This window comes from Sphingobacterium sp. ML3W (assembly GCF_029542085.1).
In the GTDB taxonomy this organism is placed as follows: domain Bacteria; phylum Bacteroidota; class Bacteroidia; order Sphingobacteriales; family Sphingobacteriaceae; genus Sphingobacterium.
On record NZ_CP107036.1, the window covers coordinates 1,651,735 to 1,667,006 of the forward strand.

Below are 15,272 nucleotides of genomic sequence, written 5' to 3' on the forward strand. Positions count from 1 at the left end.
GGTCAGGCAAAATTGGAATGTCCATATCTCATTTTTGATTCATTGTAGTACGTATTAAGGAAAATGATTGTATTGACTTGCATACCGAGATGGAAATAAAAGATAAAAAAATCCTTGCACTCAACCTATGTAAAGAGTATCCTCGAAACCACACTTTATTTTTGCTTTATAAAAAGCAAAAATAAAGTGTGGTTATAAGGTATTAATCTGGGATAGAACATAAAGTAAGACTAATTAATCCACTGAATATAAGTAAATAACAATTAAAAACTGATATTAAATTATGCAAACAATTTCTAAAACAATAAAGATATTTTTAACCGCACTTATTCTTTCCAATATCGTACTAATGGCTTGTGTAGCCTACTTTTTTTTAAACAACGAGCGCAGCTTAACCACAGAAAGAATAGATATCAAGGACAGATCTGGAAAAAATCGTGTAGTTATTGCAAACACAGATAACATTCCGCAGCCCATTATCAAAGGGAAGACGTACAAAAGAGCTTACTCTCCCGCAGGTCTTATTTTCTTTGATAAAAACGGCGACGAAAGAGGTGGTTTGGCGATTACTGATAATGAGGAGACTAATCTGAACGCACTAGCATTTGATTATCAGAATGCCGATGCCATCGGTATCTTGGCACAGGATAATAAACATGACAATTATTTCAGGGCTGGTCTATTGATTAACGATAAAGATCTATCCGGTAAGCCAGGACATAATATCAACCGTATCAACCTGCTAACGGAAAACGGGAATGCATCTTTGGTAATGAAAGATAATAATGAAGTACCGAGAATTATTTTAAAGGTTGATAGTCTAGGTAACCCCTCTATCGAAATGTTTGACAATAATGGAAAAGTGAAATGGAAACAATAAGCTAAGTACATATGAAAAAAACATTAAAAGCCATAGTCCTTATCAGGTCAATCCTTATGGCGGTAAAAACTTTGGGTCAAAATAAAAACCAACAAAAAATGGAACAATTTCAAATAGAGGAGAAATCTATAACCGAAAAGTGTGCTGTCATTGATAAAATTACTATCTCAGCTAAAGCCATTGAAACATACACCGAAAAGGCAGTATATATCCGTAATATGATTCGACAACAGCCAGGATTTATAAAATAGGGAGTGCAACTCAAACTGTGTCATTGGATAATTACCCTAAATCTAAAAGCCTCTATCAAGTTTGAGCCTATCCCAAAATTTAATGTTAAGTTGGGATATGGTCAAGCCCCAGTTGTGCACCGGCGTCGTCCACTTTTCAGAGATATACTTTATGATCAAATACATCAATTTTATTAATGTTGTTCGGAGCTGAAAGCTCCTTTAGATTATTCATTAGAGTTTATTCTTAAGGCATTCATGAGCTCGCTTCGCTCGGTTTAATGATTTTTCATATCTGACGGTGAATTCCCTCGATCGGATTTGTGGTGTATATAATCTTACGAACCTAATCCTCGTACCCAAAGAAAGTGGAAATATTGGTCCAGTTATCCATCCAGGATTTGGCAGCAAGAGGATATTTCTTGCCCCATTTTTCTTCATTTGCGGCTTTATATACAGATTTTAGGCTCCATTACGAGCTTTTATCTTTCTCAGTTACGTAACGTATACTTGTTCTGATCTGGTGAACATCTATCAATTAGTTATTGTAAAAGCAAAGCAATCATCTAAACCATTAAAACAATAAGATAAATCCTTTTTAGTCGTAGTTTTATTAATAATATTCAATTTTTCTTTTTATTAGAAGTCCACCTTCAAATTCGTCTTTAGGATTTCTTTTAATAATTTCCTTTTGTTCAATCCAGTTTCCATAATTATCATATATATAAGAATAGTTTGATAGTTCAATTGTAGAACGTTTTTCAGACTCGGTTTTTTCTTCTTCTAAATCACCGTGCGAATTGTATTTATAACTTTTTGTTTCTTTAAAATAAGAAGACTCCAACGCTATGGGCTTATTGAAATTATCATACTTTATATTAACTATCCCTGATATATTACCATCAAAATTCTCTGTTTTTTCCTGAATCATATTTTTATGAAGGTCATATATTTTAGTAATGATAGAAGTTAACAGAAATTCTTGTTTTGTTTCATCATATTCATAACGTTTTTCTATTTCTTCATTTACATTATAACAATAATCGGTGTATGCACTCAACTGATTCATCACTAGCTTATTGGCTTGGAATTGGTTTTCAATCTTTTTTACCAATTGCATTTTTTCATTATAGGAAAACAAAACCTCTTGGCATTTTTCAGCTGTATTTGTGCCAATTTCTTCTATTTTGTTGAGTTTTCCTTTTTCATAAACATATCTTTCATTTAAATTGTAGCTATTTTTACCCTTATTTTTGTCAAATTCTACTATATATATTTTTGAAACGGTACCATCTGCATTGTATTCTCTATATTCATCGAGACCTTTCCGATCCACTCTGTTAATATGCCTTCTATCTATTCCGTGATAGGTTATTTCTTCTGATTTTATCAGAGGATTAGTTTTTTGTGTTCCTTGTCCAAAAGCAACAGTCCACAATAAAAACATTGATGTAAATACTATTACTTTTTTTTCATTTAATGCCATTTTGTAAGTGCTCTATTTTTGTCTTGAGATGGAGTCCCCTAGTGTTTCTCTGTTTTAATTAAATTTCCTTTTTCGTCGTAAAATTTCCAATCTCCAGTTTCCTTTCCATCTAAATAGATTTCTGTTTTTACCAGACTGCCTTGTTCATTATAAAATTTCCATTCGCCGTTATATCTTTTGTATTGATTATAGATTTCTACATGTTCCAATTGTCCATTTTGATAATAATAATTCCAAGCGCCAATTTTCATTCCATCATCATATCTACCAATGCTTTCCAATTGTCCATTCTCGTAGTATTCTTTCCATTCGCTCGCTGGACGTCCGTATTCGTCATATTGCTCTAATCCTCTTGTCGTTCCGTCTTGGTAATACAATTTCCATTGATCTATATAACTCCCATTTTTCATATCTCCTAAAGCCGATAGTTGACCATTTTCATAATAATACTTCCAAGCGCCTGTTTTTTCGCCATTTTCATAATTTCCACTGTTTCCCAATTGTCCATTTTCATGGTATTCTTTCCATTCTCCGGACATCTTTTCATTTTCACCGAATGATACACTACCTCTTAGTTTTCCATTTTTCCAATACCACTTGCTTTCACCAATTTTCTTTCCACCTTTATATTTGTTGACCGTCGACAACTTTCCATTGTCAAAATATATTTTTGCTTCGCCAGTCAATTGGCCATTTTCATCTAAATAATATATTTCCTTAACCTGACCGTTCTCAAAAAAGTTCTTTTGCTCCTTATATTGTCCATTACAAGAAAAAAATAAGTGTAAAATAGCGAGTAGAAATAGTACTTTTTTCATTTATCTGTGTATTGTGTTTCAATATCATTATTCAAATCTTGCTATTGAAGAGCAAAAGAAATCATTATAATGTAGCTACCTAGTCCAATGGCAGTGTTTTTCCCAATTCATACCATGAACTACTACTACATGATAAGTGTCGACATAATTTTATATAAATATACTTACGGTTTTCTCGATATCTAGGGATGATTTATAATTCGTTAAGTTGTATTTACTATCCGCTATAACTTTACAATTATCCGTGACTAATCAGCCAACAAAAGATCAAATAAATCAAGGAGACTATCCGCGTGATTGTTTTGTGTCTCATTTAGGGCTTAGGATTGAAAGATTATTTTATCTATCAAAATGCAATCGTATTTGGCATTTTTTCATTCAATTTATCTTCTGGAGATTTGTCGAGTTGATATATATCGTCGTACATAGTTGGTTTCTCATCTTTTATCGACATAGTCAGATAAGTGATGATGATGGGTACAGGCTGCTTCAAAACAAAATCCATTTTACCATACGTTTTCACTGCGTCTTCCAACACCGGAATTTTATCCTTTGAACTATCGAATGCCAACAATTTAGCTGCCAATAGTTTAGGGTTTTGAACCCAAAGATTTTCACAATTGTTTGTGGCTTAGAATCGGATGACTGATTTTGGGTAATTCAAGTTAGATAGATTGAGACTATCCTTAAGGAATAATGTGATCTCGTTAGTTACCTTTAAATCCTGACAGTAGATTGTTGTAGTGATAATACTAAAAAAGATCGCTGTAAAATTCAGGAACGCTTTCATAACTTTGAATTTCAATACACTAAAACTACAAATTATTCCCTAATATATACAAAAATTAATCACTAAAAGAATAATCGTTTACTAACTATATTGGACTATATCGATACAACGACCAACTCTTTTCATTAATGGTCTTCCCATACTTCGCTTTTAGACTTTGGGTACTGGGATTAAAAATCCGCCTCATAAGTAATATGGGGCGGAGAAGGGAATTGTGATCATTTATCATATTTTCTTTAGAAGAGGCATTCCAAAACCTGCTGTGGATGGTGGGATCAGTTTGCCATCCTGGATCTTGTAGCCGGAAAGATCAACGTCGTCGGACGTGCTCGTTACCCCCTCTATGGTGACCGTATTACCAAGCCCTCCTGCTAGATGTGCCGTATAGTAGGACTTAAGCAGAGAGCCCCATGCATGCGGGGAAGCCTGCGCACCCATTTTCTTCAATTGCGGCATCAATCTTCTCCAGCTCGTGAAGCCCAGGCCCTCGATATCTGTAAGGTGTACGTCCAATAGTTTCTTTTCAAAGAGCTCCTTAAGCAGCGCTGGATTGGGATCTGCTTCACCATCCGCCAACAAAGTGTTTATCCCCGCAGTTTTTATGTAATTTCTCAGTTTTTGATAGTCAACAACGGTTTCATGAAAGGGTTCTTCTATCCAGAATAAGCTGACCGATGGAATACCTTTTAGATATTGGATGAATTGATCTATTGTAAAACCATTGTTCCCATCCACTAAAATGCCACAATCAGGGAAGGCTTGGGCCACTGCATTGGTTACATCAATATCTCGCTGGAGCCCTTCTTTGAAAGGCATCCATTTATGGCCCCGCCCGATCTTAAGCTTAAATTGTCTATAGCCAACTTCATAATCATATCGGCACTCCTCCAGAATCCGGTCTATACCTCCAGGCTTTTCCAATGGTTCCAAATCGTCGAAATAAATCATTCCACTATAATAGTCAGTGGTATATGGCGTCTTGCGACCAAGTAGTTCATAAACTGGTTTCTGCAAGATTACTCCCGCAAGATCGTGAAGGGCAATATCAAAAGCGATGTGCCTGTCATTCAAAATTCCAATATTGGAAGCAAAAAGTTCAGATACTTTTTTACCGAGGAGTTCCTTTTCCATCTGCTCTGCATCTTTTCTGGATCCTCGTAAAGAAGCCCAGCCCATAGCACCTTTGTCTGTTTTGATAACACAGATTTCCACATTAGGGCCATAGCCATGCAGATCTAGTCGGGCATTTTTCCCCACGAGGCGGGGATATTTCATCTGAACGTTCGAATATTTTATTTCCTGTATTCGGTGATACGAGAGTTCCTTTTCCCGAACATTACTGTCCAAGATAGCTGTTAATGACATGGCATTTCCTGCACCATGATAGAATGTTGCGGATGCAATGCCCAAATTTAATGTCTGTAAGAACGTTCTTCTTTTCATTTTTGGTTTATTTTGATTTTAATTGATTATCAATGATTTTTCCTTGTCTTTATCGCCAAGACCAGTCTTTATTGGCTCATCAAGCTTCGCAAAATGTTGTGCGCTAGCAATTAACGATTAAATTGCCTGTTTCAAATCTTTATTGGTTATTCGATGTTTTCTTAAATATTATGAGGTATAATTTAAAGTTTTACAGTAGTTTTTGAAAAGTACATTAAAATCAAAAATTTAAGCAGCATTTCTGTTTCAATTTACTATCGAATTTTATCATTATGATGCAAAGTGTTGGTTGGTAAAATACATAATACATTTTCCTATGCGTTGGGGCAGTCAATTTGAGGTGTTGGCATAAATTTTCTTTTGCGGGGGAAAAATACCTGGTCAAGCAGTGTTTGTCCGGTAAGAGCTGTATCACTTTACGGAATACGCCTTTGTAAACTACGGATCTGCAATAAATATCCGCTTATGGGTACAGCTTTTGATGCATAAAACGAAACAACATAACACCTTAATTATAAAATGTCATATGGAAAATATAGATCAAAAAGCAAAGAAAATCGGCCTAGAAAAGGGATATTATTTACTATTAATGGCTATTTTGGGTATTCCAGTAAATAACGAGAACGACAGCACAAAAGAGGACTAAGTGTATGAAAAGAATCGTTATTATAAGTACCTATCCACCCCAGGAATGCGGGTTAGCTACTTTCACGAAAGACCTTAGCAAAGGAATGGCATTGGATCAGACAGTCTCCATTGAGGTGATCGCAGTGTCCAAATCCGGCTCCGAAGAGTTTGATCCTGCCGTTCGCTTTGTTATCGACAAAGAGCGACTTGACAGTTATATCCAGGCTGTACGTATCATCAATGAGGAATACGATTATTGTATTATCCAACACGAATATGGGATATTCGGCGGAGCTGATGGAATATTTATCAATCAGCTGGCTAATCATTTAAAAATTCCTTTGTTAACGATATTCCATACTATATTGAAATCATCGTCCTTACGTCAAAAGGAAATCATGGAATTGTTACTTACCAAATCTCAAGCGGTAGTTTCGCTATCGCCGAAAGGTAGTGAATTATTAAAAGATCTCTTTCCAACAATCGACCGCCAGAAAATCCACGTAATAGCCCACGGTGTACCTCAATTTGATTACAACCAAGGCTTGGCAAAATACAGATTGGGCTTACAAGATAACTTTGTGATGATGACTTTTGGTCTAATTGGACGAAGTAAAGGCCTAGAATATGCGATCCGGTCATTGGCTGAACTCAATCTGCCGAATTTCAAATATCTAATTGTGGGCAAGACTCATCCGAATGTCTTGGCGCATGAGGGTGAATCCTATCGCTTTGAATTACAAAGTTTAGTAACTCAGTTGCAATTGCAGGATAAGATTATTTTTATTGATGAATTCATCAGCGATGACCAACTAAAAGAATACTTAACAGCCTGTGATATTTATTTATCTCCCTATCAACATGAGCAACAGATTAGCAGTGGAACATTATCTTTTGCGGTAGGAGCTGGTGCCGCCGTCATTTCTACTCCTTATTGGCATGCTGCAGACCTATTGACAGATGACCGTGGCATTCTTACACCCTTTGATGATGTCCAAAGCATGAGCGATCATATCAAATTATTATATAGATCTAAACGTTTACTTGCTTGGCATCGTTTCAAGGCTCGTAGTTATGGAGAACAGACGACTTGGGAAATGATCGCGAAAATATATCTTGGACTGCTATCTGAATTGATTACACCTGTACGATCCTTGGTACACTATAAGAATTACCATACGTTTGATTTAAAGCAGGAAGCCTAAAGAACAGGTCTCGCCAATGGCGAGACTTGTTCTTTGTATGTTTGTGCGTTTGACAAATCCTTCTTGACATGTGAATAGTAGTCAAGTATGAAAAGTTCGATTGATTGATTTATTATAAAACATTATCCAAACGAATATTGTTATCAGTAAAAAACATATTAACATTATGGGAAATTTATTATACATCATTGCCGTTATTTTAGTTATCATCTGGGCAATTAGTTTTTTTGGAGGTTATGCGACAGGAAATATAATCCACGCGCTGTTGGTAATCGCAATTATCGTGGTGCTATTACGTGTGATTCGCGGTGCAGCCTAATGGGTATCACTTATTGGTAACAACATGGATTGTCCTTGAAAAACGATTTTGGCCTCCTGTCTCAAAACCCCACGCGTCAAAAATAGAGATTTTCGGTATTATCAGGGGTTTTGTATCCAATAAAACCACTTTTTTAAAAGTGGTTTTATTGTGCAATTTAAGCCATGTACTTAAAATTCGGCAATATGACTGAGAACACGAAAACATCCAATTTATGATCTTGATGGAAGAAGTACCAAATAAATCCGTTCTGGGGAACGGATTTATTTGGCGCTAATTGTTTGATACTAAAAACATTGAGACGAAATATGATCTCACGAATTGTGAGCTATCAAATCTGCTTTTTAATAGGCGTTTTTCACTGTTAAATTATAGGTGTTTGGTGCCCCTGGAATTCCGCCACCAGTTACCAGTGTTTTTACTAGTGTAACAGGTGTCGTAATATTAACATGGTATTTGCCATTGGTATCTATAGTAACATCTGCCGTTCCACCCGAGGTAGTAGTTGCTGCATAATTAACTGCACCGCTTGTAACTGCAGTTCCTACGACGCAAGTGAGCGCCATATAACGTACATTAGGATTAGCCGACATTACACTACTGGTCGTTAATGTATATTTCCCTGCTCCTAAAGAAGATCGAAAAATAATAGTTAATGCGCTACCAGAATAGGCGCCATGATTACCCCCATCCCCGGATGTTGTCACAGTCATTCCTGCCAAACCACCGGTATTACTTTGAGAGGAGGCTCCTCTATTATAAGAATAGGCACCGAGTTTCCAACTAGATTCAGTTGCAGGCGGCTCTGGAACAGGATCATCATCTTTGCTTCCACAGGAAAATAGTGTCGTGGAGCTGGCAAGTAAAATACAAATAAGTGATTTTTTCATATTGTTATATATTAGTTATTAAAGGTCAAAATAGACTGTATTTTGATTGTACAATTCTTTAGGTGAAAATTATTGATTATAGGCAATGAATAGGACTATCCTATAAATAGCCAGGATTATGAATTTGGCTATTCAAAGCCGCATGAGTGAAATTTTGATAAATTCGTTTTCTTTGCTGTTCTAATTTCATAATTGCCTGTTCTGGATTTATGGTACCATCAACTGGAAAATAATTGATGTCTACTATTCCGAGTTGATTTAGGATACGCGTTATCTGTATTTCAATGAGATTCTTTTCTTCTGCTGCGGGCTGAGTCATGCCCATTGCAGAAATGATATATGCCTTTTTATCGGTCAGCAAACCTCTTATTCCGTTACTGTCATTTGTAAAAGTCTTTTCTGTACGGACGATGAGGTCAAAATAAGCCTTTAAAGATGATGGAATGCCATAATTATACATCGGACAGGTAATAAGCAGCTCATCATTGCTATATAGCTCTTCGATCAATTGATCCGATAAAGCAAGAATTTCGGAAGATACAGCGCTATCAAAAAAACCGTTTACAGTGTCCTGAGTAAGGTGGGGAATCATTTGCAGATTTATGTCCCTTTCGATGATCTTTCCGTTTGAGTGTTTTATTTTCCATAATTCTACAAAATAATCACCCATCGTCCGAGAATAGGAACCTTTTATCCGAAGGCTGCTATCAATGCGAAGTATTGTTTTCATGTGTGCTTTTTTTCTAAAGACATAATTACCATTACATGTGAGGCTTAAACCAAGCTTTTAATTCTGAGGGTCTACAATGGAATTGTCTCCCAGATTCGAAAACTACGGTAAAAACGCATTTAATTCTAAGTTGGGAGACGGTCCTTTTGCTCCTTTTTCCTATTGAAACGATAGGTCGCTGTAGCATTGACAATCCGGCCAACACCATAATTCTTTGACTCCAAACGATAAGTCGATCCGTTGAGCGTCTGCTTTTCAACAAGGGAGTCAAATACATTATTGAAAGCCATGCTCACAGTCATTTTTTCGTTAAAAATATCTTTGCTGATAGCGATGTTAAATTTGTATACAGGGCTGTTAAGGGACTGTACTTCCTTAAAATTGCTAGTATAAGTAAATACAGATTCTATCACTAGTCTTGTGGGCAATCTGAGCCTGGAATTTAACTGAGCAGTCCATCGATTGCCTTTCACAAAATAGCGTTCACCGCTAAATTCGCCTTGTTGATTAAAACCATAATAGTTAAAATTTAGAGCTATTCGCCAATTTGGCAACGGACTATATAAACTATTCAATTCTAATCCGTAACGCTTCTCATAATCCATATTAATAGGTGAACGAAGAAAATAGTCCACAGCAGTCTCCTGCACGAAATATTGAAAAAAGCTATTCGTATATTTGTAATAAATTGTAGGGTTGATCGTAAATTGTGAAAGCTTCTGCATTAGCATAAATTCTATTGCATTTGTATAAGCTGGATCGAGATCCGCATTACCAATAGTAAGATTACGTAGGTCAGAAAGACCACCAAAGGGATTCAATTGTGGAAATTCCGGACGGTCAATCCTTCTGCTATAGCTAAGTTGCAAATCGGAATTATCCTGGATTTTATAGCCCAAATGGATAGTTGGAAAAATATCAATATAACGCCTATCCTTGTTAAAGTCCCCTTTTCGATCTGCTATTTCAATCAATGATAGCTCTGTCCTTAAACCGAATTGATAACTCCATCGTTTCATAGTATTGTTCCATTGAAAATAGGCTGCAATAAGACGTTCATTATAATTAAGCTTGTTATCATATTCTTCCAACAATACACCATTGGCAGTAGCCCAATAATCACTTCTAATTGCACGGAGATCGACACGACCACCTACTTCGAGTTTGCCCCTACTACCAATAGTGTTAATATAATCACTCTGGATAAAGATATCATTGCTACTTTCTATGTTTTGAGTGACTAAATTGTCTGTCGCAACTGGCATCGGAAAAACAGACGACTGGCTAATGTATTGATTTTCATTATCATGCCAAAAATCATAACGCATGCTTGTCGTCCAGTTTTTGTCTTTTTTCTCAAATGTCTTGACATAACTAACCTCAAGCTGATTATATTTTTTAGGCTCGTTATATTGCTCAAAGCGCTGGGTAGTACTATCCAGCTTGCCCCCTGAACTGAAATAATCATATTGGTTGTCTATTCTATTATCAACGAGTAGCGTACTATGATAAAAACTAGCAGTCAATGTATTTAGACTATCGATATAATAGTCGCCCCCAATGTAAAAATTATGACCTCTGCCCCCCCAATCCGTACTGGTTTCCTGCTTCAAAAAGCGTTGTTTACCTTCGCCCAACGAAATTCGTTTCAATTCGCTTCTGACAGTTAAATCGCGGTAACGGAAGCCAACATCGCCAAAAAGATTAACCTTATCCGTTTTATAACTCAAATTAATATTTCCATTATGATTTGTAGGACTAGTCCAAGTGGTCTGAACACTTCCGTTTAGACCGGTTAACATATTTTTTTTCAGTACAATATTGATTATTCCCGCAGTTCCTTGGGCTTCATATTTCGCTGACGGATTATTAATCACCTCTATTTTCTCAATAGAGCTAGCCGACAGCTGCTCTAATCCATTATTGGCGGAGATAACCGAAGGCTTTCCATTGACCAGTATACGGACACCCGATTCTCCACGAATGCTAATATTTCCCTTACCGTCAACGTTGACAGAGGGCACATTGTTTAAAACATCATTGGCCGTACCTCCTTTAGCTGACAGATCTGATCCTACATAAAATACCTTCTTATCCAGCTCGAGTGACAATCCTGGCATCATTCCGGTAACCTCAGCACCTTCCAGCAATTGGGTTTTAGCCTGCAACATTACTGTACCGAGGTCCTTATTGCTATCTATTTGTTGCCTAGGAAGCAATAATGCCTGGAACGAAACAAAACTTATTATGATATCGTAGTAGCCTTTCTCAACAGAAACTTTAAATTCTCCATTTGCTGAGGCCATCGTAGTCGTTAGCCCTTGTACTCCTGATATAGCTCGTAAGGTAATGCTGGCACCATCCAATGGTAATTGTGTTTGCCGACTGTGCACACTTCCTTTAACAATGACTTTCTGAATTTCCTGCCCTAGACCGCGATCAGTAAAAAGACTTACCAGTAAAATAATTAATATCGCTTTTATTGTCTTCATAACATTGAATTTGCTACGAAAATGCGGGATTCTCAGTTAGGAAAGATGGTTTGACGATAGATAAGTCGAATAAAGCAGATTAAAACACACTATTGAAGGCAAATGGATTTTGTCGACAGAATAACTCCATTTATAGGGCTATTTGCGGTATTCGTCTTTTACTGATACCTTTCTTTTATAGAAACGTTATCTTTGATACTAACATGTCAATTGTAGAAAAAGCTATTCGCTATAGTACTATTTATCGGGTTTCTAGCCACGTATTATTCTGGTTGGTAGTTTTCATCGTTCCTCAATATCAAACGGATATGAGTATCCGTGATATGCTGATCCAAAACTCATTTTACGTCTCTTTTTACATGATGGCTTCTTATTTTGTAGCTTATTTTATCATCCCCAAGTTTCAAAAAGGAGAAAATTATTTGATTGTTATTCTTTATTTTACAATAGGCGGTTATCTACTTAGTGCTACTTCACGGATCATGGTTGTCTATATGCTTGAACCCTTGATACGTAAGCCTCCATACAGCCAGGAGTCGATATTGGAAATTATTACCGATCTCAGAAAACTCATAACAGATTATTTCCTTCAAAACTTTTCATTGGCATGGATTTTCGGCTTTATCAAACTATCGAAAGACCAATATCTGATAAGACAACGTACATTACAGTTAGAAAAGGAAAAGGCAGAAGCTGAATTAAATGCTTTAAAAGCGCAATTAAATCCACATTTTCTATTTAATACCTTAAATAATATCTATAGTCTTTCGTTGATCAACTCGCCAATCACTTCTTCGTCAATCGCGGGATTGGCGGAAATCTTAGATCACATACTTTATCGCTGCAATAGCAATTTTGTTCCGATGTCTACAGAGATTAATCTGCTCGAGAATTACATTGCATTGGAAAAAATTAGATATGACAAGCGTCTAAACGTACATTTTAATCATGTTATCGACCAAGATGTACAAATCGTCCCGCTCATCCTATTATCAATCATAGAGAATGCATTCAAACATGGTGCGGGAGAAGATATAGGCGAACCGCGCATCGCTATTGATCTAATAGTGCGGGAAGGCGCTCTACATTTTAAAGTGGAGAATACATATGTTGATCAAAAAGAGCAGGTATACACTGAAAAAATAGGTATGAGCAATTTACGCAAACAATTAGCATTAGTTTATCCAAAAAATCATGAATTTACAACATATATTTCAGAAGGCAGATTTGTAACTTTACTCAACATATTCAATTTAACTATTGATGATAATCGATTCAAAAATAAAAGTACGATGTCTTTTAGTTGATGATGAACCGTTAGCAATTCAATTGCTCCAAACTCATCTAAAAAGAATGGAGATATTCGAAGTGGCAGCAACTTCTACTAATGCTCTAAAGGCCCTGGAAATTATACGACATGAGGCAATTGACCTCATGTTTTTAGATATTAAGATGCCACAGTTAAATGGAATAGATTTTTTAAAAACACTGAAGCATCCCCCGGCTGTTATTATTACAACTGCTTTTAGAGAATATGCCATAGAGGGATATGATCTGGATGTTGTAGATTATCTATTAAAACCTATTACTTTTGAGCGTTTTTTTAAAGCAATAGACCGTTATCTTAGAAACCGAAAAATTCAGTCCCAAAACATGATGCCTGAGGCAAAAGACCAAGCGATCACAATCAGGTCAGGTGGAAAATTCCATAGGCTGGAGATTGCTAATATTCTTTATATTGAAAGCAACAAAGATTATATTACTATCCACAGTAGCCAACGAATTGTGACAACTAAATATAAAATCACCGTAATTGAACAAGAATTAAAGCAATTCAATTTTCTTCGTATTCACCGATCTTTCCTCATTAATACAAATAAAATCACAGCTTTTACCACGAATGATATCGAAATTGGAAAACAAATGATTCCGATTGGCACCAATTACAAAGAACTTGTTCAACAAGCATTAAAATATCTTTGTTTAAAATGATTTGCCAAAAATTGCAGACCAACAAAAACCCTAGAAGTCTAGTATAGGTTTCAAATTTTTGGGAGAAACTGCAAGTACTTATTTTGCGCGCTTTGATTTACTATCGGATGAAGGAGCTTAATAATATTTTCTTAATTTTATGGTTAATATCAAAAGGAATGGAAGTGCTCTTCTAATAAGTTTGCTTAACCAAACTTAAGGCATCAGAATGGAATATAGCGTAGAATGCGAAAAACCATTCGCTCTTTTGAACAAAGTTAAATAGGCCTTTTGAACAAAATAAGAAATATGGAAGCTTCCTAATTTTGTCTCATTAATAATAATTAGATGTATTCAAAATGGAAAAAAATAATTATCAGGGAGCTCAACAACATCCTATAGTTTCAGGCTTCAATGCAAAATCAACATCGAATGAAGTAATCGAAAACATCGATCTTACTGGGAAAATAGCAATTGTCACTGGTGGAAATACCGGGATTGGACTGGAAACAACTAAAATTCTCTCAACAGCAGGAGCTACAGTAATCGTACCCGCACGAGATTTTAAAAAAGCAGAGAAGAATCTGGAAGGAATAGCCAACGTTGAAATTACCGCAATGGATTTAATGTCACCAACATCGATTGATACCTTCGCTGAAAATTTTATTGCTTCGGGAAGACCTTTACATTTACTGATCAATAATGCCGGTATTATGTGGGTACCTCTGCGTAGAGATGAGCGGGGTATAGAATCACAGCTTGCCACCAATTACTTGGCATTATTCCAGCTTACTTCCAGATTATGGCCTTCACTAAAGAAAGCCAATGGCGCACGAGTGGTTAATATTTCTTCTCACGGTCATCATTTTGCACCCTTTGATTTTGATGATCCTAACTTTTTGCATAAAGAATATGAAACATTGCAGGGATACGGACAATCCAAGACGGCTGTCAATCTTTTTTCAATGGAACTTGATGTACGAGGACAATCTTCTCATGTCAGAACTTATGCCGTTCACCCAGGCTCTATTGCTGGGACAGAGCTAGGCAGGGAAGCTCCATTGGAGCTGTTTCAAAAAATGGGATTTGTAGATGCTGATGGCAATATGTTACCCGAAATAGCAGCATCACTAAAGACTGTCCCACAAGGTGCTGCTACAACAGTATGGTGTGCAACGAACTCACTATTAAATCATATTGGTGGTATATATTGTGAAGATGGAGATATTGCTGAATTATCATCAGATAGTGGATATCAAAAAGGTGTAAACCCATACTCATTGGATGAAAGCCTTGCAAAAAAATTATGGAAACTTACTGAGGAAATGACAGGTATCAGATTTAATCCAGAAGCATCTTTTTGAACAAAATAAATGATGTTATTTTTATCT

General features: G+C 36.2%; 14 protein-coding genes. 7 read left to right on the top strand and 7 right to left on the bottom strand.

Annotation, left to right across the window (positions count from 1 at the left end; genetic code table 11):
* Positions 1 to 283 precede the first annotated feature (283 nt).
* Both OGI71_RS07080 and OGI71_RS07085 read left to right on the top strand, forming a co-directional pair.
* Positions 284 to 880 (top strand): hypothetical protein, encoded by a 597-nt coding sequence (locus OGI71_RS07080; protein ID WP_282254695.1) that lies wholly within the window; start codon positions 284 to 286, stop codon positions 878 to 880.
* Between the two features lie 11 nt (positions 881 to 891).
* Positions 892 to 1,131: a hypothetical protein gene (locus tag OGI71_RS07085; RefSeq protein WP_282254696.1), complete on the top strand. Its 240-nt coding sequence runs from the start codon at positions 892 to 894 to the stop codon at positions 1,129 to 1,131.
* A 592-nt stretch (positions 1,132 to 1,723) separates the two neighbouring features.
* Here OGI71_RS07085 and OGI71_RS07090 read toward each other — a convergent pair.
* The 4 genes from OGI71_RS07090 to OGI71_RS07105 form a co-directional block, all read right to left on the bottom strand.
* Positions 1,724 to 2,596, bottom strand: coding sequence for a hypothetical protein (locus OGI71_RS07090; protein WP_282254697.1), 873 nt, complete (start codon positions 2,594 to 2,596; stop codon positions 1,724 to 1,726).
* A gap of 38 nt (positions 2,597 to 2,634) precedes the next feature.
* A complete protein-coding gene (locus OGI71_RS07095) occupies positions 2,635 to 3,414 on the bottom strand; it encodes a toxin-antitoxin system YwqK family antitoxin (RefSeq protein WP_282254699.1) in 780 nt (259 codons plus the stop codon).
* A gap of 346 nt (positions 3,415 to 3,760) precedes the next feature.
* Positions 3,761 to 4,000, bottom strand: a complete 240-nt coding sequence (locus OGI71_RS07100; RefSeq protein ID WP_282254700.1) for a hypothetical protein — start codon at positions 3,998 to 4,000, stop codon at positions 3,761 to 3,763.
* A gap of 429 nt (positions 4,001 to 4,429) precedes the next feature.
* On the bottom strand, positions 4,430 to 5,647 hold the full coding sequence (locus OGI71_RS07105) for an enolase C-terminal domain-like protein (protein ID WP_282254701.1): 1,218 nt from the start codon (positions 5,645 to 5,647) through the stop codon (positions 4,430 to 4,432).
* Positions 5,648 to 6,297: 650 nt separating this feature from the next.
* Between OGI71_RS07105 and OGI71_RS07110 the strand changes: the two genes are divergently transcribed.
* Both OGI71_RS07110 and OGI71_RS07115 read left to right on the top strand, forming a co-directional pair.
* The gene (locus OGI71_RS07110) at positions 6,298 to 7,479 is read left to right on the top strand and encodes a glycosyltransferase (protein ID WP_282254702.1); all 1,182 of its coding nucleotides are present in this window, start codon (positions 6,298 to 6,300) and stop codon (positions 7,477 to 7,479) included.
* A 166-nt stretch (positions 7,480 to 7,645) separates the two neighbouring features.
* Entirely contained in the window at positions 7,646 to 7,798 is a 153-nt protein-coding gene (locus tag OGI71_RS07115; protein ID WP_223585335.1) for a lmo0937 family membrane protein, read from the top strand.
* Between the two features lie 344 nt (positions 7,799 to 8,142).
* Here the strand turns inward: OGI71_RS07115 and OGI71_RS07120 are convergent, their stop codons facing one another.
* From OGI71_RS07120 to OGI71_RS07130, 3 genes are all read right to left on the bottom strand, one after another.
* Positions 8,143 to 8,688, bottom strand: coding sequence for a hypothetical protein (locus tag OGI71_RS07120; protein ID WP_282254703.1), 546 nt, complete (start codon positions 8,686 to 8,688; stop codon positions 8,143 to 8,145).
* A gap of 100 nt (positions 8,689 to 8,788) precedes the next feature.
* On the bottom strand, positions 8,789 to 9,418 hold the full coding sequence (locus tag OGI71_RS07125; protein ID WP_282254704.1) for an NAD(P)H-dependent oxidoreductase: 630 nt from the start codon (positions 9,416 to 9,418) through the stop codon (positions 8,789 to 8,791).
* Positions 9,419 to 9,543: 125 nt separating this feature from the next.
* Positions 9,544 to 11,910, bottom strand: coding sequence for an outer membrane beta-barrel protein (locus OGI71_RS07130; protein ID WP_282254705.1), 2,367 nt, complete (start codon positions 11,908 to 11,910; stop codon positions 9,544 to 9,546).
* A 203-nt stretch (positions 11,911 to 12,113) separates the two neighbouring features.
* Here OGI71_RS07130 and OGI71_RS07135 point away from each other — a divergent pair, with 203 nt between their 5' ends.
* From OGI71_RS07135 to OGI71_RS07145, 3 genes are all read left to right on the top strand, one after another.
* Positions 12,114 to 13,217 carry a histidine kinase gene (locus tag OGI71_RS07135; RefSeq protein WP_282254706.1) on the top strand — a complete coding sequence of 368 codons (1,104 nt, stop codon included), beginning with the start codon at positions 12,114 to 12,116 and terminating at the stop codon, positions 13,215 to 13,217.
* Between the two features lie 46 nt (positions 13,218 to 13,263).
* Positions 13,264 to 13,902 (top strand): LytTR family DNA-binding domain-containing protein, encoded by a 639-nt coding sequence (locus tag OGI71_RS07140; protein ID WP_282254708.1) that lies wholly within the window; start codon positions 13,264 to 13,266, stop codon positions 13,900 to 13,902.
* 338 nt (positions 13,903 to 14,240) lie between these two features.
* A complete protein-coding gene (locus tag OGI71_RS07145) occupies positions 14,241 to 15,245 on the top strand; it encodes an SDR family NAD(P)-dependent oxidoreductase (protein ID WP_282254709.1) in 1,005 nt (334 codons plus the stop codon).
* The last annotated feature ends 27 nt before the right edge of the window (positions 15,246 to 15,272 follow it).